Raw genomic sequence first — 23,220 nt, 5'->3', positions numbered from 1 at the left:
GCCTTCCCCTTCAGCTCGGGCTGCTGCCGCGGCGCTGCGCCTCGGCCTGGCGCAGGTCCATCATCGGGTCACCCAGGTGCAGGTGGGCCAGGGCGCGCGGCGGCGCCACGCCGTTGTCCAGCGGGTGGATCTGCAGGCACTGCTCGCCCAGGCGCTCGATCGCGCGCTCGTACTCCCAGCGCACCCAGCCCGACTTGGCCGCCGCCGCCGACCAGAACAGCAGGAACAGCTCGCTGGCGTCGATCTCGCGTTCGAGCTGCGGCTGCCAGGCCTTGCCCGGGTGCAGGTCGTGGCAGTCGAGGAAGACGCGGATGCCGGCGGCGAGCCGGATCGACGCGACGCGGTCGAGCACCCGCAGCCGGTCGGCCGAGGCGTAGGACGCGAAGGCCCGCCGGGCGATCGCCGCCTCCTCGGCCTGCACCGGCGGCGGGGCCGCCGGCGCGCCGGCGGCCACCTCGATCGGCAGCCGCACGCGGGCGACGACGATGCCGTCGATCGCGACGTCCAGGCGCAGCAGTGACTCGCCGTGCGCGCCGTCCGCGGCCTGCAGCGCCCAGGCCAGCTTGACCGGCGTGCCCTGCCAGACGAAGGACTGGCGTGCGCTCTCGCCGTCGGCCGGCATGAAGCCGCTGCCACGCACTTCGACGTCCAGGCGCGTGCCGTGCTGCAGCGGCGTGGCCGCGCCGACCTCCAGCGTCGCGTGCGGCCGCGACAGCAGCGCACGCGCCTGCTCCTGCGCCCCGGCGGGGTAGGCGACGAACTCGGCGATGAACTCGCGGCCGGGCGGCACGACGGCCGGTGCGCTGGCGCCGAAGCGGGCGTCGTCCATCGGCACCGCGGTCTCGGGAGCAGCCGGCTCGGGCGGCGCACGGTCGGCCGCCGCCTCGGGCAGCTCGAAGACCGGCGCGGTGGCGAGGTAGGCGAACTGCGGCGGCGGCGAGGGCATCGGCGGCGCTGCCGACGGCGGGGGCGAACGTTTCGCCGGCTCGGCCCCGCGGCCGTGTCCGGCCAGCACCGCCGCGGCCCGGGCGGCGGCGGCCAGCCACGCCGCCACGCGCTCCTGCAGCGGCGGCGGCAGCGTGTCCTGCAGCGCCTGCCAGGCGCGGCTGCACTCGCGCTGCGCCGCCTGGGCCGGATGGGCGCCGGGCCCGCCTTGCGCCGGCAGCGCCAGCGTCGCCGCGAGGAACTCCAGCGCGTCGGCCAGGCGCATCAGCGCGGCGCGGCGGGCCAACGGCTGCCCGAGGTCGTCCTGCAGGCGGCGCAGTGCCGCGACGATCGCGGTGGTTTCGGCCGGGTCCATGAACTCTCCATCGGAGTGATGAAGGCATTGAACCGCCGTGCCGCTTGACGCGACATCCGCGAGCGTAGGGAACAAAGGTAACGGAGTGCGTCAGCGCGCCGCCGTTGCCGCAGGCGCGGCCGACGCCGCCTGGCCCGGCTTCAGGGGCTGCCTCAGGTGCTCTCGGCCACCATGTCGATCGCGCCGCAAGGGCACTCGACGGCGCACAGGCCGCAGCCCTTGCAATAGTCGTAGTCGACCGCGTAGCGCCCGGGAGCGAGCTTCTTCACCGCGTTGTCGGGGCAGACGCCGTAGCAGTTGTCGCACTGCAGGCAGTTGCCGCAGCTCAGGCAGCGCCGCGCCTCGAACAGCGCGTTCTCCTCGGTCAGGCCATGCTGCACCTCGTCGAAGCCGTCGGTGCGGCGGGCGAGTTCGAGCTGCTCGCGTTCGGTCTTCGGCGCGTCGCTGTAGTACCAGGGGTTCAGGCGCTCGAACAGCGCCGGGCCGTGTTTGGCCGCCGGCTCCAGCACCGTGCCGCGCAGCCAGGCGTCGATGTGGCGCGCGGCGCGTTTGCCGTGGCCGACGGCGACCGTCACATTGCGTTCTGCCGGCACCATGTCGCCGCCGGCGAACAGGCCCGGGTGGCCGGTCATCATCGTGCGCGGGTCGACCTGCACGACGCCGTCGCGCACGTCCAGCCCGGGCACGCCGGCCAGCAGGCCGAGGTCGACGTCCTGGCCCAGCGCCAGCACCAGCGAATCGGCCTCCAGCGTCTCGTACTCGCCGGTCGGCTGCGGCTTGCCGTGTTCGTCCAGGCGCATCTTCTCGATCGTCAGCGCGCCGGCCTCGGCGTGGGCGACGGTCGACAGCCACTTGACCTGCACGCCTTCTTCGAGCGCCTCCTCGACCTCGAGGTCGTGCGCCGGCATGCGTTCGCGCGTGCGGCGGTAGACGATGACGGCCTCGGTCGCGCCTAGCCGCTTGGCGGTGCGTGCGACGTCCAGCGCGGTGTTGCCGCCGCCGTAGACGGCGACACGCCGGCCCAGGAAAGGCGGCTCGCCGTCTTCCATCGAGCGCAGCACGGCGACGGCGTCGAGGATGCGCGCCGAGTCGCCGGCCGGGATGAAGGCGCGTTTGGCGATGTGCGCGCCGACGGCGAGGAAGGCGGCGTCGTAGCCGCCGGCCTGCATCGCCTCGGCGATGCGGTCGACGCGGGTGCCCAGCTTCAGCTCGACACCGAGCGCGACGATGCGCGCGACCTCGGCGTCCAGCACCTCGCGCGGCAAGCGGTACTTCGGGATGCCGTAGCGCATCATGCCGCCGGCCGCCGTGCCGGCCTCGGCGACGGTCACCGCGTGGCCCAGGCGGCGCAGATGGTAGGCCGCCGACAGCCCCGAAGGCCCGGCGCCGACGACGAGCACCCGCTTGCCGCTGTCGGCGGCCGGCGGGTCGAAGGCCCAGCCGCGGCGGATCGCCTCGTCACCGAGGAAACGTTCGACCGAGTTGATGCCCACCGCCTCGTCGAGCTTGGCGCGGTTGCAGGCTCCCTCGCAGCCGTGATAGCAGACGCGGCCCATCACCGCCGGCAGCGGGTTGTCGCGCACCAGGTGGCGCCAGGCGGCTTCGTAGTCGCCGCTCTCGGCGCGGAAGAGCCAGCCCTGGATGTCCTCGCCGGCCGGGCAAGTGGCGTTGCAGGGCGGCAGGCGGTCGGTGTAGACGGGGCGTTCGGTGCGCCAGCTGCCGGTCTTGTTGGCCAGCGAGGAGCCCGGGTCCAGCGTGATCGCGAAGGGCTTGTCCATCGTCAGTCCTCCAGCGCGAAGCGGCGCACGTTGCGGTCGGCGCCGGCCTGGATCGCGGCCAGCATCTCGGGGTGGCCGGGCTCGCCGAACAGGTGGGCGAAACGTTTCTGCAGCCGCAGGTACTCGGCCGCCGGCACGCGGCGGCGGATCTTCGAGACCGCCGTCAGCTCGCCATGTTCGGCCTCGAACACCGGGAAGATGCCGCTCTCCTTGGCCAGCCGCGCCAGGCGCACGGTGTCGTGGCTGGCCGCGCCCCAGCCCAGCGGGCAGGGCACCAGCACGTGCAGGTAGCGCGCGCCGTGCAGCGCCATCGCGCGCTCGACCTTGGCCTCCAGGTCGTGCAGGTCGGCCACCGTCGCGGTGGCGACGTAGGGAATGGCATGGGCCATCGCGATCAGCGGCAGGTTCTTGCCCTGGCCGAAGGGCGCGCCGGGCTCGGGGCCGACGGCCATCGTCGTCGCGGTGCGGGCGCCCGGCGGCGTCGCCGAACTGCGCTGCACGCCGGTGTTCATGTAGCCCTGGTTGTCGTAGCAGACGTAGAGCACGTCGTCGTTGCGCTCGAACATGCCCGACAGGCAGCCGAAGCCGATGTCGGTGGTGCCGCCGTCGCCGCCCTGGGCGATGACACGCACGTCGCGCCGGCCCTTGACCTTCAGCGCCGCGGCGATGCCGGTGCCCACCGCGGCGGCGTTGCCGAACAGCGAGTGGATCCACGGCAGCTGCCACGAGGTCTCGGGGTAGGGCGTCGAGAACACCTCCAGGCAGCCGGTGGCGTTGGCGGCGATCAGCCGGCCCTCGGCGGCGCGCAGCGCGGCGTCGACGACGTAGCGTGCGCCGAGCGCCTCGCCGCAGCCCTGGCAGGCGCGGTGGCCCGAGTTCAGCGCGTTGCCGCGCTGGCGCGAGGCCTGCACGGTGCGCTGCTCCTTCGGCAGCAGGCGGTTGCCGACGGTGAAGGTGCCGGTCTGGTAGAACTTGACGGGCTCGTCCATGCTCAGCTCCCGCGCGGCGCGGCGGCGCCCAGGTCGCGCAGCAGGTTCTCGGCGATCGGGCCGCTGCGGCGCACCGCGGCCTCGCGTGCCAGCTGGCGCTCGACGATGCGCCAGTCCAGGTCCATGAAGGTCAGGGGCCCCAGCTTGCCGGCGACCGCGTCGCGCAGCGTGCGCTCCAGCGAGGCCTGCGTGATCGGCCGCCCGCCGAGCCCGGCGACGACGGTGTGGCCGTGCAGCGCCAGGCCCGACAGCGCCAGCCGCACGTCGGTCGAGACGACGCCGCCCAGCCCGACCGAGAAGCTCTTCTCCAGCACGACGACACGTTCGGCGCCTTCCAGCGCCGCGCGCACCGCAGCCAGCGGGAACGGTCGGAACGACGTGATGCCGAGCACGCCGACCGCCACGCCGTCGGCGCGCAGCACGTCGACCGCGTCCTTCAGCGTGCCCAGCACCGAGCCGAGCGCGACGACGACGGTCTTCGCGCCATCGAGCCGGTAGCCGCGCACCAGGCCGCCGGAGTCGCGGCCGAAACGCGCCTGGAACTCGGCGGCGATCTGCGGGATGCGGTCGAGGGCCATCGTCTGCTTGGCGTGGGCGATGTAGCGCACCTCCATGAAGGCCTCGGGGCCGACCATCGCGCCGATCGACACCGGCTCGGCCGGGTCCAGCAGCTGGCGCGGCTCGTAGGGCGGCAGGAAGGCGTCGACCTCGGCCTGCTCCGGCAGGTCCACACGCTCGACGGCGTGGGTCAGGATGAAGCCGTCCATGCAGACCATCACCGGCATCGACAGCTCCTCGCCGAGCTTGAAGGCCTGCAGGTGCAGGTCGGCGGCCTCCTGGTTGGTCTCGGCGAAGAGCTGGATCCAGCCGCAGTCGCGCTGGCTCATCGAGTCGCTGTGGTCGTTCCAGATGTTGATCGGCGCGCCGATCGCGCGGTTGGCCACCGTCATGACGATCGGCAGCCCCAACCCGGAGGCGTTGTAGACCGCCTCGGCCATGAACAGCAGGCCCTGGCTGGCGGTGGCGGTGTAGCTGCGCGCGCCGGCGGCGCTGGCGCCGATGGCCACGCTCATCGCCGCGAACTCGCTCTCGACGTTGACGAACTCGCACGGTGCCAGCGCCCCGGACTTCACCAGCTCGCCCAGCCCCTCGACGATGTGCGTCTGCGGCGAGATCGGGTAGGCGCAGATGACCTCGGGGCGGGCCAGCGCCACCGCCTGCGCGACGGCGCGCGAGCCTTCGATCTGCTTCAGCATGACACCGCTCCTTCGGCATGCTCCAGCACCCAGGCATGGGCCTCGGCGGCGGCGAGGATGTTGGCGTCGGCGACGCGGCCGGCGAAGGTGTGGCGGACGGCCTGGGCCACCGCCTCCAGCGTCACGATGCCGGCCAGCGCCGCCAGCCCGCCAAGCAGCGCGGCATTGGGCAGCGGCCGGCCCAGGCGGGCGAGCGCGATCTCGCTCGCCGGCACGGTGGCCGCGTGGCCCGGCGGCAGCCGTGCTGCCAGTTCGGCCAGGCCCAGCGCGGCGAGGTCGCGGCCGGAGTTGATCAGCACCCAGCCGTCGGGCTTGAGCCCCTGGAAGACGTCGACCTGGTGCAGCAGCGTCGGGTCCTGCACGACGAGCACGTCGGGCGCCATCACCGGCTCGCGCGAGCGGATCTCGCGCTCGCCGATGCGGCAGAACGCGACGACCGGCGCACCGGTGCGTTCGGAGCCGAAGCTGGGGAAGGCCTGGGCATGGCGGCCTTGCTCGAAGGCCGCGAGCGACAGCATCTCCGCTGCCGTCACCGTGCCCTGGCCGCCGCGCCCGTGCAGTCGGATCTGCAGCATGTCGCTCCTCCGCGGATGGATCCGCGGGCCATTCTTCGCCGGTCTCGGGGCTTGACTTTGAGCGACGTCAAGCGGCCCGGGGCCGCGCCCCGGATCAGGGCACGACGATGAAGGCGAGGTGCGAGTCCGGGATCGACGCCGCAGGCGCCTGCGCGGCGGGTGGTCCCTGCCGGTCGGCGCCCGACCGCGGCGCCGCTTCGCGCTCGACGGCCGAGATCAGCAGGTGCACGCAGGCGGCGAGCAGGGCCGGCACGAGGGCCGCGCCAAACAGCAGCCACGGCGTCGTCGCGTGCAGACGGATCAGGTGCAGGTTCATGGCGGCTCCAATGGGCGCCTGCACTGTCGCGCCGCGGCCGCGGCCGCCGTATCGGAGTCCGGCGCGGCGGCGTGTAGGACGAGCGGAAGCCCCGGAGCCCGCCGTGAGCCGAACCCGCCGCCTTGCCGCCGTCGCCTGCGCCGTGGCCGCGCTGACGTAGGACGTTTCCGACATCCGATGGCGGCGGGTGGTGATGGCCGCCTCGGCCGTCATCCGCCACACTGCAGTCCGAGTGCCCCGGAGCCCCGTTCCCGACCCTGCGGCAGCCGCGAGCTGCCGGCCCCCCATGCCCGAAGTCAACGCCTTCATCGTCGAAGACAGCCCCATCATCCTCGAGAGCCTCGTCGCCACGCTCGAGGAGCTCGCGCCGGTGAAGGTCGTCGGCACCGCCGCCGACGAGTCGAGCGCGCTGCAGTGGCTGCGCACCCGCCCCGAGGACTGCGACCTGCTGATCATCGACATCTTCCTGAAGTCGGGCTCGGGCCTGGGCGTGCTGCGCCAGGCGGCGCAGTCCGGCGTTCGCGGCCGCCGCGTCGTGCTGACCAACTACGCCACGCCCGACATGCGCGAGAAGTGCCAGGCGCTCGGCGCGCACCGCGTGTTCGACAAGTCCAACGAGCTCGACGAACTGATCAGCTACTGCCTGCGCCTGTCCGAAGGCGGCGGCGCGACGGTGCCCGGCGCGCTGAACTGAGCTGGCGCCGGCACCGTCCGCCACCCGGACGGCGCCGCGGCGCGTACAACACGAACGGGCGCCAGGGCGGCGCGGGAGGATGTGGCGATGCGTTTCGGTCTGGTCTCGCGCTTGCGCCGCAGCGCGCTGGCGCTGCCGCTGGCGGCGGTGGCGGCGCTGGTCATCCTCTTCATCAACGAACTCGCCTACCGCGACTCGGTGGCCTCGCTGGACCAGCTGGGCACACGCGGCAGCGCCCGCGTCGAGCTGCAGATGCTGCGCGGCGCGCTCGTCGATGCCGAGACCGGCGAGCGCGGCTACCTGCTCACCGGGCGCAAGGAGTACCTGGACCCGTACGAGAAGGCCGCGGCCTCGGTGCCGGCCAGTGTCGAGCGGCTGCGCACCTACTTCGCCGGCGACCCGGAGGCCACCGCGCTGATGCAGGGCATCGTCACCACCGTCGACCAGCGCCTGTCGGACCTGGCCACCGCGGTGCGGCTGTACGACGAAGGCCGCCACGAGGCCTGGCACGAGCTGCTGATGTCCAACATCGGCCTGGACAAGATGGAGCGCATCCGCACGCTCGGGCAGCAGCTGCTCGACCACGAGTCGCAGCTGATCCGGGCCGACCGGGCCGACGTCTACGAGACGCTGCGCCTGCAGCGCATCGGCGTCAACGCGATGACCGCGCTGAGCCTGCTGGCGCTGATGCTGTTCCTGCGCCAGACGGCCAGCTTCGACGAGGTCCAGCGCCGCCATGCGCTGGCGCTGCAGGCCGAGAAGGACCATCTCGAGACCGAGGTCGCGCGCCGCACCCGCGACCTCACCGACCTCGCGAACTACCTGCAGACCGCACGCGAGGACGAACGCAGCCGCCTGGCGCGCGAGCTGCACGACGAACTCGGCGCGCTGCTGACGGCGGCCAAGCTCGACGCCGCGCGCCTCAAGCGCAGCCTCGGCACGATGTCGCCCGAGGCCGAGGCGCGGCTCAAGCACCTCAACGACACGATCAACGACGGCATCGGCCTGAAGCGCCGCATCATCGAGGACCTGCGGCCTTCGTCGCTGAGCAACCTGGGCCTGGTCGCGGCGCTGGAGATCCAGGCGCGCGAGTTCTCGCAGCGCTCGGAGCTGCCGGTGCAGGTCGAGCTGGAGGACGTGCCGCTGGCCGACAGCGCGCAGATCACCACCTTCCGCCTCGTCCAGGAGTCGCTGACCAACATCGCGAAGTACGCCGCCGCGCGCCGCGTGACGCTGACGCTGGCGCTGGCGCGCGACGGCGATCGCGCACGCATCGCCGTGCGCGACGACGGCCGCGGCTTCGACCCCGAGACCGTCAGCGGCACGGCGCACGGCCTGATGGGCATGCGCTATCGCGTCGAGTCGCAGGGCGGGGCGATGCGCGTGCACTCGCGGCCCGGCGAAGGCACGCTGATCGAGGCCTGGCTGCCGCTGGCCGCCGAGACCGCCACCGCCTGATCCGCGGAGTCCGCCGGATCGGGGCGGCGGCGGGCCGCCGCCTGCGGCCTCAGCTCTTCACTTCCAGACGGTTGTCGACGCCCTTGACGCCGTCGACCCGCGCGGCGATCTGCGTCGCCCGTTCGCGTGCCGCCACGTCGGGTGCGCTGCCCTTGAGCACGACGCGGCCGGACTCGGTGTCGACGTCGATGCGCAGCGCGCTGAGGTCGGGGTCCTTGGCCAGCTCGGCGTTGACACGCGCGGTGACCGTCGCGTCGTCGATCGCCGCGCCGGCACGCTCGGAGGCGTTGCCGATCGCCTCGCCGGTGCGTTCGGCCGCGTTCTCGATGGCGTTGCCGGCGCGTTCGGCGGCGTTGCCGGCGGCGGCGGTGGCCGAGTCCAGCTTCTCGCCGGCGGTCTGCTCGTCCTGGCGGCCGCAAGCCGTCAGGGCCAGGGCTGCGACGGCGGCGGCGATCACGGTGGCGGCGAGCGGGCGTCGGGGGGTGTTCATCGGGCTTCCTTTCGTTGGTGGGCGCAATCGGATGCGGGCGGGCTGCGGCGCGCCGCCGGGGCGTCGCGCGTGGCCGGTGCGGGCAGGAGGTCGCCGGCCGGCGGCGAGCCGCCGTAGTACCAGCGGCGCACGTCGTCCAGCCAGGCGTCTCGGTCGTCTTGCATCGGCGGCCTCAGCGCAGGTGGCGCGAGCCGTCGCGGCGCTGGGAGGCCAGCGCGCCGAGCAGCAGCGCGACGAGGGCGCCGGCGGTCGCGGCGACCAGCACCGCCTTCACCGGCTGCTCCTGGATCTTCGCCGTCGTGCGCTCGCCGGCCAGGTCGACGCGGTGGCGCACGCTGGCGCCGAGTTCGCGGGCGCTGTCCCAGCCGCGCCGGGCGGCGTCGCCGACCTGGCTGCGGGCGCGGCCGAAGGCCTCGGCGGCCTCCTGGCGTGCCGCGCGTGCCCCGTCGTCCAGGGCTTCGTGCGCCTCGCTGGCGAAGCGGCGGCCTTCGTCCCAGGCCGATTGCGCGCGCGAAGCGAGTTCGTCGGTGCGGTTGGAGTGCTCGTGTCGGTTCATCGGGGTCTCCTTCAGGGTTTGCGCATCAGGCTGGCGACGAAACCGCCGATCGCCAGCACCAGGAAGACGAAGAACAGGATCTTGGCGATGCCGGCGGCGCCGGCCGCGATGCCGCCGAAGCCGAGGACCGCGGCGATCAGGGCCACGACCAGGAAGGCGAGCGCGTAGTGAAGCATCGGGGTCTCCTCTGTGCGTCATGCGGCAGGCTGCCGCGGTGAAACCATTCTTGGAGCGCCGCCGCCGGCGCGGCAGCGGCCTCGGCCCCGCGGCCGTGTCGGCGCGCGAAGCGGCCGCCGGTAGGAGGCGGACTACCTCGCCGCCGGCGCTCGACCCGCCGGCCCCGCCCCTCGGCCGCGTGATCGGCCGCCTCCTACAGGGCCGCTCGCAGGCCACCGACAGCGGCGTGTGGCCGCTTCCCACCCGGGCTGCCGCCGGCGCTGCCTACGCTGTCGACCCGGGGCCGGACACCCTGGCCCCAGCCGGACGCGAGGTGGCTCATGCTGCAACTGGCCGTCGTCTTCTTCGTCATCGCGCTGGTCGCGGGCGCGCTGGGCTTCACCGGTGTGGCCGTCGGCGCCGCGCAGGTGGCGCAGCTGCTGTTCGTGCTCTTCCTGGTGCTGGCGCTGGGCAGCTTCGCGCTTGACCTGCTGCGCCGGCGCCGGGCACGCAAGGTGTCGCGATGAACGCCGCCGGCCGCCTGGCCATCGTGCTGCTGCTGCTGCTGCTGCCGCTGGCGGGCGCCACGCTGGCCGCCGAGCCGCGCAGCGCGGTGCCGGACCTGCGCACGTCGCGCCATCCGCCCGCTGCCGGGCCGCGTCTGATGATCGTGCCCGAGCCGGCATTCGCATCGCCACAGGCCGCGCTGGCCGCGCGCCCGGTGCTCGCGTTCGAGGACGGCGAGGGGCCGGTCGTGCTGCCGCGTGGCGCGCTGCGGGTGCAGCTGTCGGGTGACGCCTCGTTGACGCTGCGGCCGCGCCGCGACGGCCTGGCGATCGCCTGGCGCAAGCGCTTCTGAACGGCCCCGCGAAAAAAGGCCCCCGCACCGGAGGCCGGGCGGGGGCAGTCGGGCGACCGGGTCGCCCGGCGCATGACGCGCGTTGTGTTCCGCTTGCCGGCACGTGCCCCGGGGCCGGTGGCGGGGCCGGCCGCCAGGCCACAGGTGGCCCCGCTGAACGCTGCCGGCTGCGACTGCAAGCGCGATGGGAGCCGTCTGCCGCCGCTTCGTCGCGCCGGGTGCGGGGTTTCAGTCCCGGTGCGGCAGCCGTTGCGCGCCGCGGCCGTCGTCCTGCGGCGCGCCGGCGTCGGTCAGGAAGGGCAGGGCGGCTTCGCAGCCCAGCGCCCAGGCGGCGTCTTCAGGGTCCCAGGGCTCGTCGGCGGGGCGGGGGTCGTCGTGCTGGCCCTCGTTCATCTGCGGCTCCTCTGCTGCGGGCCCGGACGGGCCACGGTGGTGCACATCGTCGGCGGCCAGGCCGGGTGGCCGGCGTCGGGAGGCGCCGCCGTGCCTTGTCGGACAAGACGCCGTCAGGCCGGCGAGGGCCGCAGCCGGCGGCAGACGAAGCGTGCGCTGGCCTGCGGTGCTGGGTTGAAGCTCGACAGCATGACCGCATTGACGCCGTCCATCGGCAGGTTGCCGATCTGCTCGACGCCCAGCGCCGCGGCCGGCAGTTGGTGCGCATCGGGGGCCGCGGCGAGGCCTGCTGCAGCGCCCGCATGCCGGTGTCGCGCAGGAAGCCTGGCAGCGGGCCGCTACGCGCCTCCTGCTCGGCGAATCAGGATGAAAACCAGGAAGACCAGCAACACGGAGTCGCTGGCCAGCGGCGTCAGCACCGGCAGCGCGATGTCGGCCAGCGCCCGCAGCGGCGAGGCCGGCCTCGGGTCGACACGCACCGGCAGCCAGGGCCGGCATGGCCGGGCCTGAACTTCGGAAGGAGGCGGCGATAGGGCGCTCTGCGGACACCGCACGCGTGTCGGTCTGGAGCCAGCCCCCCTGAAGGAAGCTGCCTTGCGTCCCCGCAATCGCGTGGTGCCGCCCCGTGGGGGGCTTGGCGCCCATCAAGTTCACGCTGGTTCACGTTCAGTAACGTCGCGCTCCGCAAGCGCCGACGTGGCGGCCGCTCCGGCAGCCGGACGCGTGCACCGTTAGTACCTTCGGGAGAGAGAGAAGAATGTTGAAGAAAACGATGGCAATCGCCGTGCTGGCCGCAGCGCTCACCGGCTGCGCGACGATCATGGGGTCGCCGACGCAGACCTTGCCCATCGGCAGCACCCCCAGCGATGCCGACATCATGATCACCGACGAGTCTGGCGTTCAGGTCTTCGCCGGCAAGACCCCGACCTCGGTCACGCTCAACAAGAGCACCGGTCGCTATTGGGGTGGCAAGAAGTTCACCGTGACCATCTCCAAGCCGGGCTACAAGACCCAGGTCATCCCAGTCGCCGCAGGTGCCAACGGCTGGTACATCGCGGGCAACCTGATCTTCGGCGGCCTCATCGGCTGGTTCGTTGTCGATCCGCTGTCGGGCAACATGTACACGCTGTCGCCTGAGAGCGTCGCTTCCAGCCTGCCGGCCGACCCCACCGCGCACAACAACAAGACCAGCGACGGCAGCATCTCGATCGTGCTGCTGCAGGACGTGCCGGCCTCGCTGCGCGAGAACCTCGTGCGCGTGAACTGAAGCACGCTGCATACCCGACAGAAGGCCGGACCCGCTACGCCGGGGCCGGCCTTTTTTCTTTCAGGCGGCGCGTAAGAGCCGCTTGGCCAGCCGCAGCGACTGCGTGACGTAGCCGCCGCCGAACAGCAGCGCGTGGTTCAGCAGGTGGTGCAGCTGGTACAGCGGCCGGCGCCGCTCGTAACCCGGGGCCAGCCCGGCCGTGGCGCGGTAGGCTGGCCAGAAGCCCGGCGGCGGCGAGTCGAAGAGTTCCAGCATCGCCAACTCGGCTTCGGCATCCGAGACCGAGACCGCGGGGTCGTAGATCACCGGCGTGCCGTCGGCCAGCGCGCCGTGGTTGCCGCTCCACAGGTCGCCGTGGATCAGGCTGGCACGCGGCACGTGGCCGTCGTCGAAGAAGCGCGGCAGCGCCGCGACGACCGGTTCGACCGCGTGACCCAGCGCCGCCGCTGCGCCGGTGGCGGCCAGCGCGTCGTGCATCGCCATCAGGCGTCGCTGGCCAAAGAACTCGATCCAGCCGTCCTGGCCGCCGGCGGCGCTCCAGGAATTGCGTTGCACGGTGCTGCCCAGGCGGTTGTCACGCCGCCAGCCGAAGCGGCCTCCGCCTTCGGCCGGCGCGGCGTGCAGCGCGCCCAGCGCGGTGCCCAGGCGCGCGCCGTCGACGCTGGCGCGCAGCTCCAGCCACTCCAGCGCAAGCAGGGCCAGGTCGTCGTCGAGCCAGCAGCCGGCGACCGCGGGCACGCGCACGGTGGTCGTGGCGGCCAGCGCCTGCAGCCCGTCGGCTTCGGCGGCCAGCATGTCGGCTTCGGCTGCCGGCAGCGTCTTGATGAACAGCGGGCCGCCGCCGTCGGCCCGCCAGTTGGCGGTGAAGCCGCTGGCGCCGAGCGCGCACACGCGCCAGTGCCCGCCCAGGCGGGAGGCGAGCGCGGCGGCGACGCGGCAGTCCATTGCCCGATGATGCCGCGCCACGGCGGACAATCGCGGCCGTGAATCTCGATGACCTCGTCAACACGCTGGGCCGCCACCTGAAGGCGCGCTACGGCGAACGTGTGCGCAAGCTGTCGCTGAACGCCGGCTTCGGCTGCCCCAACCGCGACGGCACGCTGGGCCGCGGCGGCTGCACCTTCTGCAGCGTGCTGTCCTTCGCCGCCGACGACGGTGACGCGCCGCTGGCGCGGCAACTGGCCGACCGCCGCGCCGAGCTGAAGCGCGCGGCGCGCTACATCGCCTACTTCCAGGCCTACACCAACACCTATGCGGAGGTCGAGACGCTGACGCGGCTGTACGCCGAGGCCACCGCCAGCCCCGATGTCGTCGGCCTGGCGGTGGGCACGCGGCCCGACTGCGTGCCCGACGCGGTGCTGGCGCTGCTGGCCGGCTACCGCGAACGTGGCTACGAGGTCTGGCTGGAGCTGGGCCTGCAGAGCGCGCACGACGAGACGCTGGCGCGTGTGAACCGCGGCCACGGCTGGGCGGCCTATGCCGATGCGGTGGCGCGCGCGCGCGCCGCCGGCGTGCCGGTCTGCACCCACCTGATCCTCGGCCTGCCCGGCGAGACCGACGCCCACGCCTTCACGACGCTGGAGCGTGTGCTCGACGCCGGCGCCGAGGGTCTGAAGCTGCACCCGCTGATGATCACGCGCGGCAGCCGGCTGGCCGTGGCGCACAAACGCGGCGAGATCGCGCCGCCCGAGCTGCCGGCCTACGCGGCGCTGGTCGGCGAGCTGATCCGGCGCACGCCGCCGGAGCTGGTGTTCCACCGCGTCAGCGCCACCGCGCGCGCGCCGACGCTGGTCGCGCCCGCCTGGTGCAGCACGGTCTGGCCGGCGATGCAGGCGATCCGCGCCGACCTCGACCTGCACGGCGGCCAGGGCGCGCATCTGCCCGCCCCGGCCTGATCAGCGCAGCAGCCGCGGCGGGATCAGCCGCCGCATCGGCCGCCCGACCAGCACCCGGAAACGCCGGTCGTGCAGGCAGGCCGCGCCGGCCAGCGCGACGGCGCAGCCCAGCGCGGTGTCGATGAAGCGTGCCTGCACCAGCGGCCCCGGCGCCACCGCGCCCAGGTGCGCGGCGTCGGCCAGCAGGATGGTCAGCGGCGTGATGAACATCACCGCCAGCCCGTAGTGGCGCACGACGCAGATCTCGATGACGAAGCTGAGTCCCATCAGCACGAAGGCCACGCTCCACGGCCCCAGCGGCAGCGACAGGATGGCCCAGGCGACCAGCAGCCCGGCGGCGGTGCCCAGAACGCGGTGCAGCTGGCGGATCCACACCGCGCGCAGCGACGCACCCTGGATCACCGCCAGGCAGGTGATCGGCACCCAGTACGGCCGCGACAGCCCCAGCACCTGCGCCAGGGCCAGCGACAGGCCGACGAAGGCGCCGATGACGACCGAGTCGAAGACGACGTCGTCGAAGCTCGGCGGCGCCGGCGCGGGCGGCGCCTGCGGCGCACGCAGCCGCAGCGCCCAGAGGCTGTAGACGAAGGCGATCAGCACCGCCAGCAAGGCGCCGAGGAACAGCAGGCCCACCGCACGCGGCAGGTCCTCCACCTGCACCGGCGTGTAGGCGCCGATCGCCGCGGCCATCACGAAGAACAGGCTGCCCGGCGGCCCCATCGCGTACAGCCGCACCAGCATCGTCACGACGGCGGTGAGGAAGGCGATCGCCGGCACCGCCCAGCCGGGCGCGAAGTGGCACAGGACGCCGGTGGCGTAGCAGGCCGTCATCGCGAAGGCGCAGGCCATCAGCACGACCATGCGGTGCTGCATCGGCGTGTTCGGCGTGTGCACGAAGACCAGGCCGCCGAGCGAGGACACGAGGCCGAACTCGAGGTGGCCGAACCAGGCGCCGACGAGCAGCGGCAGCCCGGTGGCCAGCGCCGCGGCCACCGGCATCTGCCAGAGGCGGTCGCTGCGCTGGATCTTCGTCAGGTGCTGCCATTCGGCACGCGCCAGCTCGGCCAGGCGGGTGGGCCAGGCGCTCATCGGCAGGCCCCCGGCTCGGCACGCCGGCTGCGGTAGTCGTCGGGCGTGGTGCCCATCAGCCGGCGGAACATCGCGATGAAGGCCGACGCACTGGCGTAGCCCAGGTCCAGCGCGATGGCCTCGACCTTGCGCCCGTCGTCGAGCAGCGCCAGCGCGCGCAGCACGCGCAGGCGCTGGCGCCAGGCGGCCAGCGGCATGCCCAGTTCACGCTGGCAGCGCCGCGCCAGCGTGCGTTCGGTCGTGCCCACCGCGGCGGCGAGTTCGGCGACGCTGCGTTCGTCGGCCGGGTCGGCCTGCAGCGCCTGCAGCACCGGCGCCAGCAGCGGGTCGCGCGAGACCGGCAGATAGCTGCCCGAACGCGGCGCGGCGACCAGGCGGTCGACCAGCACCTGCAGCAGGCGCGCCTCGGCCTCGGTGGGCGGCTCGGCCGGCGGATGGCGGTCCAGATGGGCGAGCAGCGCGCGCAGCAGCGGGTCGACGGTGATCGCCGCGGCCTCGCCCGGCATCGTCGCGCACAGCGCAGCGGCGACGTAGACCGAGGCGTGGTGCGCCTCGCGCCGGTTCAGCGCGCGGTGCTCGACGCCCGGCGGCAGCCACAGCGCGTACTGCGGCGGCGCGAGGTACAGCGCGCCGGCGATCTCGATCTCGAGCACGCCGCTGAAGGCGTAGACCAGCTCGCCGCCGTCATGGCGGTGCGCCGGATAGCCGGCGTCGGCCGGCACGCGTGCAGCGCGGAACCAGACCGGCGTGTCGATCGTGCCGGCGTAGGGCTGCAGCAGGTGGCGCGGTGGGTCTTCGGTGTCCATTGCGGAGGTGGCGGGCGTGGCGCGGCTGGCTGGCCCTCGCTGCACATTGTCCGATATTCGTTATGCGTCGAGCTTCTGACAGCATGACACTGGGGGCGTTCTCTCTCGCCTTGCGCGTGCGACGCGCTGCTCCCCCCGATGGATTCCCGCAAGAACCTCGACGGCCTCGCCGTCGGCGTGATGGTGCTGCTGTGCATGCTGTGGAGCCTGCAGCAGATCTCGCTGAAGGCCGCCGCGGCCGACGTCTCGCCGATGCTGATGGTGGCGCTGCGCTCGGCCGTCGCGGCGCTGCTGGTGGCCGGCGTGATGGCCTGGCGGCGCGAGCGTGTGGCGCTGGCGACCGGGCGCTGGCGCGCCGGGCTGGTGGTCGGGCTGCTGTTCGCGCTGGAGTACCTGTTCGTCGCCGAGGCGCTGCGCCACACGCATGCCTCGCACGTGGTGGTCTTCCTCTACACCTCGCCGATCTTCGCCGCGGTCGGGCTGCACCTGCGGCTGCCGGCCGAGCGGCTGCGGCCGCTGCAGTGGGCCGGCATCGCCATCGCCTTCGGCGGCATCGCGCTGGCCTTCGGCGGGCGCGGTGGCGGCACGGCGATGGGCATGACGATGCTCTGGGGCGACCTGCTGGCGCTGGCCGCCGGCGCGTCCTGGGGGGCGACGACGGTCGTCATCCGCTGCTCGCGGCTCAGCGAGGCACCGGCCACCGAGACGCTGCTGTACCAACTGCTCGGCGCCTGCGTGCTGCTGGGCGCCGGCGCGCTCGTCACCGGCCAGACCGCGCTGCAGGCGACACCGGCGTTCTGGGCGCACCTGGGTTTCCAGGCGCTGATCGTCTCGTTCGCCAGCTTCCTGGTCTGGTTCTGGCTGCTGCGCCACTACCTCGCGTCGCGCCTGGGCGTGCTGGCCTTCCTGACGCCGATCCTCGGTGTCGTCTTCGGCGCCTGGCTGCTCGCCGAGCGCCTGGACGCGGCCTTCGTCGCCGGCGCCGGGCTGGTGCTGGCCGGGGTGCTGGTCGTCAGCGCGCACGGCTGGCTGGAAGGGCTGCTGCGCGGGTGGGCGTCGCGCGGCGCGGCGAGCCGCTGAGCCGGCCCGGAAAAACAAAACGGCCCGCAGAGGGGCCGTTTTGCTTCGATCTGGCGGAAGGGGCGGGATTCGAACCCGCGGTGGGCTGTTAACCCACACACGCTTTCCAGGCGTGCGACTTAAACCGCTCATCCACCCTTCCGGAAAGAACCCGGGAGTCTACCTCAGCTCCGCAGCGTTGCTGCGCTGAAGCCAGGAAAGTGGTACGAAATCGAGCGCTGCGGCGTGCGTGCTTTCCAACACCGCCGGCGGCGCGCAGCCGGCTTCGTAGGCCTCGCGCCAGCGCAGCACGCAGACGCACCAGCGGTCGCCGGGCTTCAGGCCGGCGAAGCGCAGCTCGGGCCGGGGCGTGATCAGGTCGTTGCCCTGTTCCATCTGGAAGTTCAGGAAAGCCAGCGTCATGCGCGCGCAGACGAGGTGGCGGCCGGGGTCGTCGGCGTCGCCGTGGCAGCAGCCGTCGCGGCGCCAGCCGGTCAGCGGGTCATAGGAGCAGGGCACGAGCTTGCTGCCGAGCACGTTGAGGTCTTGGGGCATGGTGCGGGCCGGGTCATGCAGACGCGCCGATTGTTCGTCACGGCGTTCGTCCCCGTCGGCCTCTACACTTCGCGCCTCGTTTCACCCCTGTCGCTCCGACGAGGCCCCGGCCCATGCTGCGCTTTCGCTTTCCCATCGTCATCATCGACGAGGACTTCCGCTCCGAGAACACCTCGGGTTTCGGCATCCGCGCGCTCGCCGAGGCCATCGAGAAAGAGGGCTTCGAGGTCGTCGGCGCCACCAGCTACGGCGACCTGTCGCAGTTCGCGCAGCAGCAAAGCCGCGCCAGCGCCTTCATCCTGTCGATCGACGACAACGAGTTCACGCCCGGCCCCGAGCTCGACCCGGCGGTGCTGAACCTGCGCAAGTTCATCGAGGAGATCCGCTTCAAGAACGCGGACATCCCGATCTACCTGTACGGCGAGACGCGCACCAGCCAGCACATCCCGAACGACGTGCTGCGCGAGCTTCACGGCTTCATCCACATGTTCGAGGACACGCCGGAGTTCGTCGCCCGGCACATCATCCGCGAGGCCCGCAGCTACCTCGACGGCCTGGCGCCGCCGTTCTTCAAGGCGCTGATGGACTACGCCCAGGACGGCTCGTACTCCTGGCACTGCCCGGGGCACTCCGGCGGCGTGGCCTTCCTGAAGAGCCCGGTGGGCCAGATGTTCCACCAGTTCTTCGGCGAGAACATGCTGCGCGCCGACGTCTGCAACGCCGTCGAGGAGCTCGGCCAGCTGCTCGACCACACCGGCCCGGTGGCCGCGTCGGAGCGCAACGCGGCGCGCATCTTCAACGCCGACCACTGCTTCTTCGTCACCAACGGCACCAGCACCAGCAACAAGATGGTCTGGCACCACATGGTGGCGCCGGGCGACGTGGTCGTCGTCGACCGCAACTGCCACAAGTCGATCCTGCACTCGATCATCATGACCGGGGCGGTGCCCGTGTTCCTGACGCCGACGCGCAACCACTACGGCATCATCGGACCGATCCCCGAGAGCGAGTTCTCGCGCGAGGCGATCGAACGCAAGATCGCCGCCAACCCGCTGCTCGCCGGCGTCGACCCGAAGACGGTCAAGCCGCGCATCCTGACGCTGACGCAGAGCACCTACGACGGCGTGCTCTACAACACCGAGACGATCAAGCACGCGCTCGACGGTTACGTCGACGCGCTGCACTTCGACGAGGCCTGGCTGCCGCACGCCGCCTTCCACCGTTTCTACGGCCCGTTCCACTCGATGGGCAAGAAGCGCGCGCGGCCGAAGGACCAGCTGGTCTTCGCGACGCAGTCGACGCACAAGCTGCTGGCCGGCATCAGCCAGGCCAGCCAGGTGCTGGTGCAGGACGCGACCGAGCGCAAGCTCGACCGCCACCTCTTCAACGAGGCCTACCTGATGCACACCAGCACCTCGCCGCAGTACGCGATCATCGCCAGCTGCGACGTCGCCGCGGCGATGATGGAGGCGCCCGGCGGCCCGGCGCTCGTCGAGGAGAGCATCGTCGAGTCGCTGGACTTCCGCCGCGCGATGCGCAAGGTCGAGGGCGAGTTCGGCGGCGGCGACTGGTGGTTCAAGGTCTGGGGCCCGGACGAGCTGGCCGACGACGGCATCGGCCGGAGCGCGCAGTGGATCCTGGAGGCCGACGCCGAGTGGCACGGCTTCGGCGCGCTGGCCGACGGGTTCAACATGCTGGACCCGATCAAGTGCACGCTGATCACGCCGGGGCTGGACCTGTCGGGCCGCTTCGCCGAGACCGGCATCCCGGCGTCCATCGTCACCAAGTTCCTCGCCGAACACGGCGTCGTCGTCGAGAAGACCGGGCTCTACTCGTTCTTCATCATGTTCACGATCGGCATCACCAAGGGCCGCTGGAACACGCTGCTGACCGCGCTGCAGCAGTTCAAGGACGACTACGACCGCAACGCGCCGATGTGGCGCGTGCTGCCCGAGTTCTGCGCCGCGCATCCGCGCTACGAGCGCATGGGGCTGCGCGACCTGTGCCAGGCGATCCACGAGCAGTACGCCAAGGGCGACATCGCGCGCCTGACGACCGAGATGTACGTCTCGGAGATCGTGCCGGCGATGAAGCCGACCGACGCCTTCGCCTACATCGCGCATCGCCGCACCGAACGCGTCGCCATCGACGACCTGGAAGGGCGCATCGCGACCTCGCTGCTGACGCCGTACCCGCCGGGCATCCCGCTGCTGATCCCGGGCGAGCGCTTCAACAAGCGCATCGTCGACTACCTGCGTTTCACGCGCGAGTTCAACGCCGCGTTCCCGGGCTTCGCCACCGACGTGCACGGTCTCGTGGAGGACACCACGGACGACGGCCGCAAGCGCTACTACGTCGACTGCGTGCGCGAGGAGGCCTGACGCCGGCCGCCCGCGAGGGCGGTGCGCAGGCGGCAACGCGCGGACGCAAAAACAGCCGGGGGCTCGCGCCACCCGGCTGTCTATTTTCAGGAGCTGCCGCGGCCCGGCCGCGGCGCGAGCTCACTCCTCGTTGCGGACCACCGCCTCGCTGAAGCCGCCGTCGACGTAGGTGATCTCGGCGGTCACGCCCGAGGCCAGGTCCGACAGCAGGAAGGCCGCGACGTTGCCGACCTCCTCGATCGTCACGTTGCGCTGCAGCGGGTTGCTGCTGGCGACGATGGACAGCAGCTTGCCGAAGTCCTTCACGCCGCTGGCCGCCAGCGTCTTGATCGGGCCGGCGGAGATGCCGTTGACGCGGATGCCGCGCGGGCCCAGGCTGGCTGCCAGGTAGCGCACGCTGGCTTCCAGCGAGGCCTTGGCCAGGCCCATCGTGTTGTAGTTCGGCACCGCGCGGATCGCGCCCAGATAGCTCATCGTCAGCAGCGCGGCATTCGGCTTGAGCATCGGCAGCGCGGCCTTGGCCAGTGCCGGGAAGCTGTAGGCCGAGATGTCGTGGGCGATGCGGAAGGCCTCGCGCGACAGCCCCTCGAGGAAGTCGCCGCCGATCGCCTCGCGCGGCGCGAAGCCGATCGAGTGCACGAAGCCGTCGAACTGCGGCCAGTGCTCGGCCAACTGCTTGAACATCGCCTCGATCTGCGCGTCGTCGCCGACGTCGCATTCGAAGACGAGCTCCGAGTCGAACTCGCGCGCGAATTCGGTGATGCGGTCGCGGAAGCGTTCGCCGACATAGCTGAAGGCGAGTTCGGCCCCTTGGGCGCGGCAGGCCCTGGCGACGCCGTAGGCGATCGAGCGGTTCGAGATGAGGCCGGTGATGAGCAGGCGCTTGCCGGCAAGGAAACCCATGTTGACTCCGTTCTTGGGGAAGGCGTGGATTTTGGCATCTTGGCGCGGCCGATGTTCTGCCCTTGCTCAGGGTTTGGCCCGTGGCTATAATGCCGTTTTCCCGGGAAAAGCTGGCGTGGGCGGATTCTTCCAGCCCATTTTTTTGCTCGAACGCCTTTGCCCGGGGTCGTGGTCGTGTTTGCCGGGCATCGGATGCCCATCGCAGATGCCGCCGTCGGCCCCGGATCACATGCAGGCGGCAGGCAAGACGCCTCGGCGGCCCCGGGGGCGACGCCGACGCCGGGAAACCGGGCGGCGATGGGCGGGCAACCGGTACAGGACACGGGGCACTTTTGAGCGGAACGGACACGGCAGACAAGGCAGGCGCCGCGGGCGACGAACGTCGCACCAGCTGGCGCGACACGATCGAGCGCACGGTCACCGGGTTGAGCTACGACCTGGTCGAGGTCGAGCGCGCCGGTCGCGGGCTGCTGCGTGTCACGATCGACCGCGTCCCCGGCCACGCCTATCCGGTCGAAGGCGAATTCGTCACGGTCGAGGACTGCGAGGCGGTCACGCGACAACTCCAGTACGTGCTCGAGGTCGAGAACGTCGACTACGAGCGCCTGGAGGTTTCGTCGCCCGGGCTGGACCGGCCGCTGCGCCGTGCCGCCGACTACGAGCGTTTTTCGGGCCAGGAGATCGAACTCACGCTGCGGCAGCCGTTCCAGGGCCGCAAGCATTGGAAGGGTCTTCTGGGCAAAGGGGAGGGCGAGGGCTGGAACCTCGTCTTCCAGGACGGCAAGGCCGAGCAGGTGCTGGCGTTCTCGCTCGACGAGGTGCGCGAAGCCCGGCTCGTCCCGGTTGTTGATTTCAAAGGCCGGCGCGGCCGCAAGGCCGGTACTGAGCCGGGGGTAGACGGAGGTCTGGAGCGATGAATCGCGAAATGCTGATGCTGGTGGACGCCATCTCGCGCGAGAAGACGGTCGATCGCGACGTCGTCTTCGGCGCGGTCGAGGCCGCACTGGCCTCGGCCACGAAGAAGCTGCACGGCGGCGAGGTCGACATCCGCGTGGCGGTCGACCGTGAGACCGGCGAATACGAAACCTTCCGCCGCTGGCACGTCGTGCCCAACGAGGCCGGGTTGCAGAACGCCGATGCCGAGGTGCTGCTGTTCGAGGCCCAGGAGCAGATTGCCGACATCGAGGTCGACGACTACATCGAGGAGTCGGTCGATTCGGTGCCGATCGGCCGCATCGGCGCCCAGGCGGCCAAGCAGGTCATCCTGCAGAAGATCCGCGACGCCGAGCGCGAGCAGCTGCTCAACGACTTCCTGGCGCGTGGCGACAAGATCTTCGTCGGCACCGTCAAGCGTCTGGACAAGGGCGACATCATCGTCGAGTCCGGCCGTGTCGAAGGGCGCCTGAAGCGCAGCGAGATGATCCCGAAGGAAAACCTGCGCTCGGGCGACCGCGTGCGGGCCTTCATCCTCGGCGTCGACCCGACGCAGCGCGGCCCGCAGATCATGCTGTCGCGCAGCGCGCCGGGCTTCATGGTCGAGCTCTTCGGCCAGGAAGTGCCCGAGATCGAGCTGGGCCTGCTGGAGATCAAGAGCTGCGCCCGCGACCCGGGCAGCCGCGCCAAGATCGCCGTCGTCAGCCATGACCGCCGCGTCGACCCGATCGGCACCTGCGTCGGCGTGCGCGGCTCGCGCGTCAACGGCGTGACGACCGAACTCGCCGGCGAGCGCGTGGACATCGTGCTGTGGTCCGAAGACCCGGCGCAGTTCGTCATCGGCGCGCTGGCCCCGGCCAACGTGCAGAGCATCGTCGTCGACGAGGAGCGCCACGCGATGGACGTCGTCGTCGACGAGGAGAACCTCGCGATCGCGATCGGCCGCGGCGGCCAGAACGTGCGTCTGGCGTCGGAGCTGACCGGCTGGCGCATCAACATCATGACCGCCGAGGAATCGCAGGCCAAGCAGGCCACCGAGACCGAGTCGGTGCGCAAGATCTTCGTCGAGAAGCTCGACGTCGACGAGGAAGTCGCCGACATCCTCATCGCCGAAGGCTTCACGAGCCTCGAGGAAGTGGCCTACGTGCCGCTGCAGGAGATGCTCGAGATCGAGGCCTTCGACGAGGACACCGTTCAAGAGCTGCGCACCCGTGCCAAGGACGCGCTGCTGACGATGGAGATCGAACGCGAGGAGAAGGTCGAGGAGGTGTCGCAGGATCTGCGCGACCTCGAGGGCCTGACGCCCGAGCTGATCGGCAAGCTGTCCGACGGCGGCGTCAACACCCGCGACGACCTGGCCGACCTGGCCGTCGATGAACTGGTCGAGATGACCGGCGTCGACGAGACGCAGGCGCGCGCTCTGATCATGAAGGCGCGCGAGCATTGGTTCACTGCCTGAACGACAGACCGTTGAACGCTCGCGCCCGCTGCAAAAAACCGAGGAATACCGCC

Annotated in this window: 27 protein-coding genes and 1 tRNA gene; 11 read left to right on the top strand and 17 right to left on the bottom strand. The window is 71.9% G+C overall.

All coding sequences use genetic code 11. The features are described from left to right. Positions 1-10 precede the first annotated feature (10 nt). The 6 genes from RBXJA2T_RS19170 to RBXJA2T_RS19145 all read right to left on the bottom strand — a co-directional run bounded on the left by RBXJA2T_RS19170 (position 11) and on the right by RBXJA2T_RS19145 (position 6,214). Positions 11-1,300 carry a toll/interleukin-1 receptor domain-containing protein gene (locus RBXJA2T_RS19170; RefSeq protein WP_009859089.1) on the bottom strand — a complete coding sequence of 430 codons (1,290 nt, stop codon included), beginning with the start codon at positions 1,298-1,300 and terminating at the stop codon, positions 11-13. Between the two features lie 152 nt (positions 1,301-1,452). Further along, on the bottom strand, positions 1,453-3,078 hold the full coding sequence (locus tag RBXJA2T_RS19165; RefSeq protein WP_009859088.1) for an NAD(P)-binding protein: 1,626 nt from the start codon (positions 3,076-3,078) through the stop codon (positions 1,453-1,455). A 2-nt stretch (positions 3,079-3,080) separates the two neighbouring features. Further along, positions 3,081-4,067, bottom strand: coding sequence for a thiamine pyrophosphate-dependent enzyme (locus RBXJA2T_RS19160; RefSeq protein ID WP_009859087.1), 987 nt, complete (start codon positions 4,065-4,067; stop codon positions 3,081-3,083). Positions 4,068-4,069: 2 nt separating this feature from the next. Next, positions 4,070-5,323, bottom strand: a complete 1,254-nt coding sequence (locus RBXJA2T_RS19155) for a transketolase C-terminal domain-containing protein (RefSeq protein ID WP_009859086.1) — start codon at positions 5,321-5,323, stop codon at positions 4,070-4,072. Next, positions 5,317-5,898 (bottom strand): 2-oxoacid:acceptor oxidoreductase family protein, encoded by a 582-nt coding sequence (locus RBXJA2T_RS19150; protein WP_009859085.1) that lies wholly within the window; start codon positions 5,896-5,898, stop codon positions 5,317-5,319. The genes RBXJA2T_RS19155 and RBXJA2T_RS19150 overlap by 7 nt, the downstream gene beginning before the upstream one ends. A 94-nt stretch (positions 5,899-5,992) precedes the next feature. After that, a complete protein-coding gene (locus RBXJA2T_RS19145; RefSeq protein WP_009859084.1) occupies positions 5,993-6,214 on the bottom strand; it encodes a hypothetical protein in 222 nt (73 codons plus the stop codon). A gap of 286 nt (positions 6,215-6,500) precedes the next feature. Here RBXJA2T_RS19145 and RBXJA2T_RS19140 point away from each other — a divergent pair, with 286 nt between their 5' ends. Both RBXJA2T_RS19140 and RBXJA2T_RS19135 read left to right on the top strand, forming a co-directional pair. After that, a complete protein-coding gene (locus RBXJA2T_RS19140) occupies positions 6,501-6,908 on the top strand; it encodes a response regulator transcription factor (RefSeq protein ID WP_009859083.1) in 408 nt (135 codons plus the stop codon). 87 nt (positions 6,909-6,995) lie between these two features. Further along, a complete protein-coding gene (locus RBXJA2T_RS19135) occupies positions 6,996-8,366 on the top strand; it encodes a CHASE3 domain-containing protein (protein ID WP_009859082.1) in 1,371 nt (456 codons plus the stop codon). A gap of 49 nt (positions 8,367-8,415) precedes the next feature. Here the strand turns inward: RBXJA2T_RS19135 and RBXJA2T_RS20990 are convergent, their stop codons facing one another. From RBXJA2T_RS20990 to RBXJA2T_RS19915, 4 genes are read right to left on the bottom strand one after another with little or no spacing between them, the layout of a single operon-like run. Continuing rightward, positions 8,416-8,856 carry a BON domain-containing protein gene (locus tag RBXJA2T_RS20990; protein ID WP_009859081.1) on the bottom strand — a complete coding sequence of 147 codons (441 nt, stop codon included), beginning with the start codon at positions 8,854-8,856 and terminating at the stop codon, positions 8,416-8,418. After that, on the bottom strand, positions 8,853-9,020 hold the full coding sequence (locus RBXJA2T_RS20485) for a hypothetical protein (RefSeq protein ID WP_155983580.1): 168 nt from the start codon (positions 9,018-9,020) through the stop codon (positions 8,853-8,855). The genes RBXJA2T_RS20990 and RBXJA2T_RS20485 overlap by 4 nt, the downstream gene beginning before the upstream one ends. An 8-nt stretch (positions 9,021-9,028) precedes the next feature. Next, positions 9,029-9,412 carry a hypothetical protein gene (locus tag RBXJA2T_RS19125; protein ID WP_009859079.1) on the bottom strand — a complete coding sequence of 128 codons (384 nt, stop codon included), beginning with the start codon at positions 9,410-9,412 and terminating at the stop codon, positions 9,029-9,031. A gap of 11 nt (positions 9,413-9,423) precedes the next feature. Beyond that, entirely contained in the window at positions 9,424-9,588 is a 165-nt protein-coding gene (locus RBXJA2T_RS19915; protein WP_009859078.1) for a DUF1328 domain-containing protein, read from the bottom strand. 321 nt (positions 9,589-9,909) lie between these two features. Here RBXJA2T_RS19915 and RBXJA2T_RS19115 point away from each other — a divergent pair, with 321 nt between their 5' ends. Continuing rightward, positions 9,910-10,095, top strand: a complete 186-nt coding sequence (locus RBXJA2T_RS19115) for a DUF1328 family protein (RefSeq protein ID WP_009859077.1) — start codon at positions 9,910-9,912, stop codon at positions 10,093-10,095. After that, positions 10,092-10,427, top strand: coding sequence for a hypothetical protein (locus tag RBXJA2T_RS20545; RefSeq protein WP_009859076.1), 336 nt, complete (start codon positions 10,092-10,094; stop codon positions 10,425-10,427). The genes RBXJA2T_RS19115 and RBXJA2T_RS20545 overlap by 4 nt, the downstream gene beginning before the upstream one ends. A gap of 228 nt (positions 10,428-10,655) precedes the next feature. Here the strand turns inward: RBXJA2T_RS20545 and RBXJA2T_RS20480 are convergent, their stop codons facing one another. Beyond that, a complete protein-coding gene (locus RBXJA2T_RS20480; protein WP_009859075.1) occupies positions 10,656-10,820 on the bottom strand; it encodes a hypothetical protein in 165 nt (54 codons plus the stop codon). Positions 10,821-11,186: 366 nt separating this feature from the next. Between RBXJA2T_RS20480 and RBXJA2T_RS20475 the strand changes: the two genes are divergently transcribed. Together RBXJA2T_RS20475 and RBXJA2T_RS19105 are read left to right on the top strand one after the other, a co-directional pair. After that, positions 11,187-11,330: a hypothetical protein gene (locus tag RBXJA2T_RS20475; protein WP_155983581.1), complete on the top strand. Its 144-nt coding sequence runs from the start codon at positions 11,187-11,189 to the stop codon at positions 11,328-11,330. A 262-nt stretch (positions 11,331-11,592) separates the two neighbouring features. Then, positions 11,593-12,087 carry a hypothetical protein gene (locus RBXJA2T_RS19105; protein WP_009859072.1) on the top strand — a complete coding sequence of 165 codons (495 nt, stop codon included), beginning with the start codon at positions 11,593-11,595 and terminating at the stop codon, positions 12,085-12,087. 60 nt (positions 12,088-12,147) lie between these two features. Here RBXJA2T_RS19105 and RBXJA2T_RS19100 read toward each other — a convergent pair whose 3' ends face one another. Beyond that, positions 12,148-13,032, bottom strand: a complete 885-nt coding sequence (locus tag RBXJA2T_RS19100) for a fructosamine kinase family protein (protein ID WP_009859071.1) — start codon at positions 13,030-13,032, stop codon at positions 12,148-12,150. 38 nt (positions 13,033-13,070) lie between these two features. On the opposite strand from RBXJA2T_RS19100, the gene mnmL reads away from it, so the two are divergent. Then, complete coding sequence (gene mnmL / locus RBXJA2T_RS19095; RefSeq protein ID WP_009859070.1) at positions 13,071-13,982, top strand: tRNA modification radical SAM protein MnmL/YtqA; 912 nt, start codon at positions 13,071-13,073, stop codon at positions 13,980-13,982. Here mnmL and RBXJA2T_RS19090 read toward each other — a convergent pair whose 3' ends face one another. Both RBXJA2T_RS19090 and RBXJA2T_RS19085 read right to left on the bottom strand, forming a co-directional pair. Then, positions 13,983-15,071, bottom strand: coding sequence for an FUSC family protein (locus tag RBXJA2T_RS19090; RefSeq protein WP_009859069.1), 1,089 nt, complete (start codon positions 15,069-15,071; stop codon positions 13,983-13,985). Continuing rightward, positions 15,068-15,877 carry an AraC family transcriptional regulator gene (locus RBXJA2T_RS19085; protein ID WP_009859068.1) on the bottom strand — a complete coding sequence of 270 codons (810 nt, stop codon included), beginning with the start codon at positions 15,875-15,877 and terminating at the stop codon, positions 15,068-15,070. Before RBXJA2T_RS19085 ends, RBXJA2T_RS19090 begins: the two co-directional genes overlap by 4 nt. 138 nt (positions 15,878-16,015) lie before the next feature. On the opposite strand from RBXJA2T_RS19085, the gene RBXJA2T_RS19080 reads away from it, so the two are divergent. Next, entirely contained in the window at positions 16,016-16,957 is a 942-nt protein-coding gene (locus RBXJA2T_RS19080) for a DMT family transporter (protein ID WP_009859067.1), read from the top strand. A 51-nt stretch (positions 16,958-17,008) separates the two neighbouring features. Here the strand turns inward: RBXJA2T_RS19080 and RBXJA2T_RS19075 are convergent. Further along, positions 17,009-17,099: transfer RNA gene (locus RBXJA2T_RS19075), tRNA-Ser, on the bottom strand. Between the two features lie 17 nt (positions 17,100-17,116). Next, positions 17,117-17,491: a DUF2237 family protein gene (locus RBXJA2T_RS19070; protein WP_009859066.1), complete on the bottom strand. Its 375-nt coding sequence runs from the start codon at positions 17,489-17,491 to the stop codon at positions 17,117-17,119. 113 nt (positions 17,492-17,604) lie between these two features. On the opposite strand from RBXJA2T_RS19070, the gene RBXJA2T_RS19065 reads away from it, so the two are divergent. Beyond that, on the top strand, positions 17,605-19,872 hold the full coding sequence (locus tag RBXJA2T_RS19065; RefSeq protein WP_009859065.1) for an arginine/lysine/ornithine decarboxylase: 2,268 nt from the start codon (positions 17,605-17,607) through the stop codon (positions 19,870-19,872). Between the two features lie 120 nt (positions 19,873-19,992). On the opposite strand, the gene fabI is transcribed toward RBXJA2T_RS19065, so the two are convergent. Then, on the bottom strand, positions 19,993-20,775 hold the full coding sequence (gene fabI, locus RBXJA2T_RS19060) for an enoyl-ACP reductase FabI (protein WP_009859064.1): 783 nt from the start codon (positions 20,773-20,775) through the stop codon (positions 19,993-19,995). 332 nt (positions 20,776-21,107) lie between these two features. Here fabI and rimP point away from each other — a divergent pair, with 332 nt between their 5' ends. Then, positions 21,108-21,692, top strand: a complete 585-nt coding sequence (rimP, locus tag RBXJA2T_RS19055) for a ribosome maturation factor RimP (RefSeq protein ID WP_009859063.1) — start codon at positions 21,108-21,110, stop codon at positions 21,690-21,692. Beyond that, positions 21,689-23,167: a transcription termination factor NusA gene (gene nusA, locus RBXJA2T_RS19050; protein ID WP_009859062.1), complete on the top strand. Its 1,479-nt coding sequence runs from the start codon at positions 21,689-21,691 to the stop codon at positions 23,165-23,167. Before rimP ends, nusA begins: the two co-directional genes overlap by 4 nt. Positions 23,168-23,220 lie beyond the last annotated feature (53 nt).

Origin of the sequence: Rubrivivax benzoatilyticus JA2 = ATCC BAA-35, from assembly GCF_000190375.1 — a bacterium.
Classification (GTDB): domain Bacteria; phylum Pseudomonadota; class Gammaproteobacteria; order Burkholderiales; family Burkholderiaceae_C; genus Rubrivivax; species Rubrivivax benzoatilyticus.
This window is presented reverse-complemented; position numbering and strand designations above follow the sequence as displayed.

Bases quoted from the DNA above. Each gene is read 5' to 3' on its own strand.
- RBXJA2T_RS19165 (WP_009859088.1), bottom strand. From the start codon at position 3,078: ATGGACAAGCCCTTCGCGATCACGCTGGACCCGGGCTCCTCGCTGGCC.
- RBXJA2T_RS19125 (WP_009859079.1), bottom strand. From the start codon at position 9,412: ATGAACCGACACGAGCACTCCAACCGCACCGACGAACTCGCTTCGCGC.
- RBXJA2T_RS19160 (WP_009859087.1), bottom strand. From the start codon at position 4,067: ATGGACGAGCCCGTCAAGTTCTACCAGACCGGCACCTTCACCGTCGGC.
- RBXJA2T_RS20475 (WP_155983581.1), top strand. From the start codon at position 11,187: ATGAAAACCAGGAAGACCAGCAACACGGAGTCGCTGGCCAGCGGCGTC.
- RBXJA2T_RS19140 (WP_009859083.1), top strand. From the start codon at position 6,501: ATGCCCGAAGTCAACGCCTTCATCGTCGAAGACAGCCCCATCATCCTC.
- fabI (WP_009859064.1), bottom strand. From the start codon at position 20,775: ATGGGTTTCCTTGCCGGCAAGCGCCTGCTCATCACCGGCCTCATCTCG.
- RBXJA2T_RS19115 (WP_009859077.1), top strand. From the start codon at position 9,910: ATGCTGCAACTGGCCGTCGTCTTCTTCGTCATCGCGCTGGTCGCGGGC.
- RBXJA2T_RS19105 (WP_009859072.1), top strand. From the start codon at position 11,593: ATGGCAATCGCCGTGCTGGCCGCAGCGCTCACCGGCTGCGCGACGATC.
- RBXJA2T_RS20990 (WP_009859081.1), bottom strand. From the start codon at position 8,856: ATGAACACCCCCCGACGCCCGCTCGCCGCCACCGTGATCGCCGCCGCC.
- RBXJA2T_RS19150 (WP_009859085.1), bottom strand. From the start codon at position 5,898: ATGCTGCAGATCCGACTGCACGGGCGCGGCGGCCAGGGCACGGTGACG.
- RBXJA2T_RS19065 (WP_009859065.1), top strand. From the start codon at position 17,605: ATGCTGCGCTTTCGCTTTCCCATCGTCATCATCGACGAGGACTTCCGC.
- RBXJA2T_RS19080 (WP_009859067.1), top strand. From the start codon at position 16,016: ATGGATTCCCGCAAGAACCTCGACGGCCTCGCCGTCGGCGTGATGGTG.
- RBXJA2T_RS19170 (WP_009859089.1), bottom strand. From the start codon at position 1,300: ATGGACCCGGCCGAAACCACCGCGATCGTCGCGGCACTGCGCCGCCTG.
- RBXJA2T_RS19085 (WP_009859068.1), bottom strand. From the start codon at position 15,877: ATGGACACCGAAGACCCACCGCGCCACCTGCTGCAGCCCTACGCCGGC.
- RBXJA2T_RS19100 (WP_009859071.1), bottom strand. From the start codon at position 13,032: ATGGACTGCCGCGTCGCCGCCGCGCTCGCCTCCCGCCTGGGCGGGCAC.
- RBXJA2T_RS19090 (WP_009859069.1), bottom strand. From the start codon at position 15,071: ATGAGCGCCTGGCCCACCCGCCTGGCCGAGCTGGCGCGTGCCGAATGG.
- RBXJA2T_RS19915 (WP_009859078.1), bottom strand. From the start codon at position 9,588: ATGCTTCACTACGCGCTCGCCTTCCTGGTCGTGGCCCTGATCGCCGCG.
- RBXJA2T_RS19135 (WP_009859082.1), top strand. From the start codon at position 6,996: ATGCGTTTCGGTCTGGTCTCGCGCTTGCGCCGCAGCGCGCTGGCGCTG.
- RBXJA2T_RS19070 (WP_009859066.1), bottom strand. From the start codon at position 17,491: ATGCCCCAAGACCTCAACGTGCTCGGCAGCAAGCTCGTGCCCTGCTCC.
- RBXJA2T_RS19145 (WP_009859084.1), bottom strand. From the start codon at position 6,214: ATGAACCTGCACCTGATCCGTCTGCACGCGACGACGCCGTGGCTGCTG.
- RBXJA2T_RS20545 (WP_009859076.1), top strand. From the start codon at position 10,092: ATGAACGCCGCCGGCCGCCTGGCCATCGTGCTGCTGCTGCTGCTGCTG.
- RBXJA2T_RS20480 (WP_009859075.1), bottom strand. From the start codon at position 10,820: ATGAACGAGGGCCAGCACGACGACCCCCGCCCCGCCGACGAGCCCTGG.
- RBXJA2T_RS19155 (WP_009859086.1), bottom strand. From the start codon at position 5,323: ATGCTGAAGCAGATCGAAGGCTCGCGCGCCGTCGCGCAGGCGGTGGCG.
- RBXJA2T_RS20485 (WP_155983580.1), bottom strand. From the start codon at position 9,020: ATGCAAGACGACCGAGACGCCTGGCTGGACGACGTGCGCCGCTGGTAC.
- nusA (WP_009859062.1), top strand. From the start codon at position 21,689: ATGAATCGCGAAATGCTGATGCTGGTGGACGCCATCTCGCGCGAGAAG.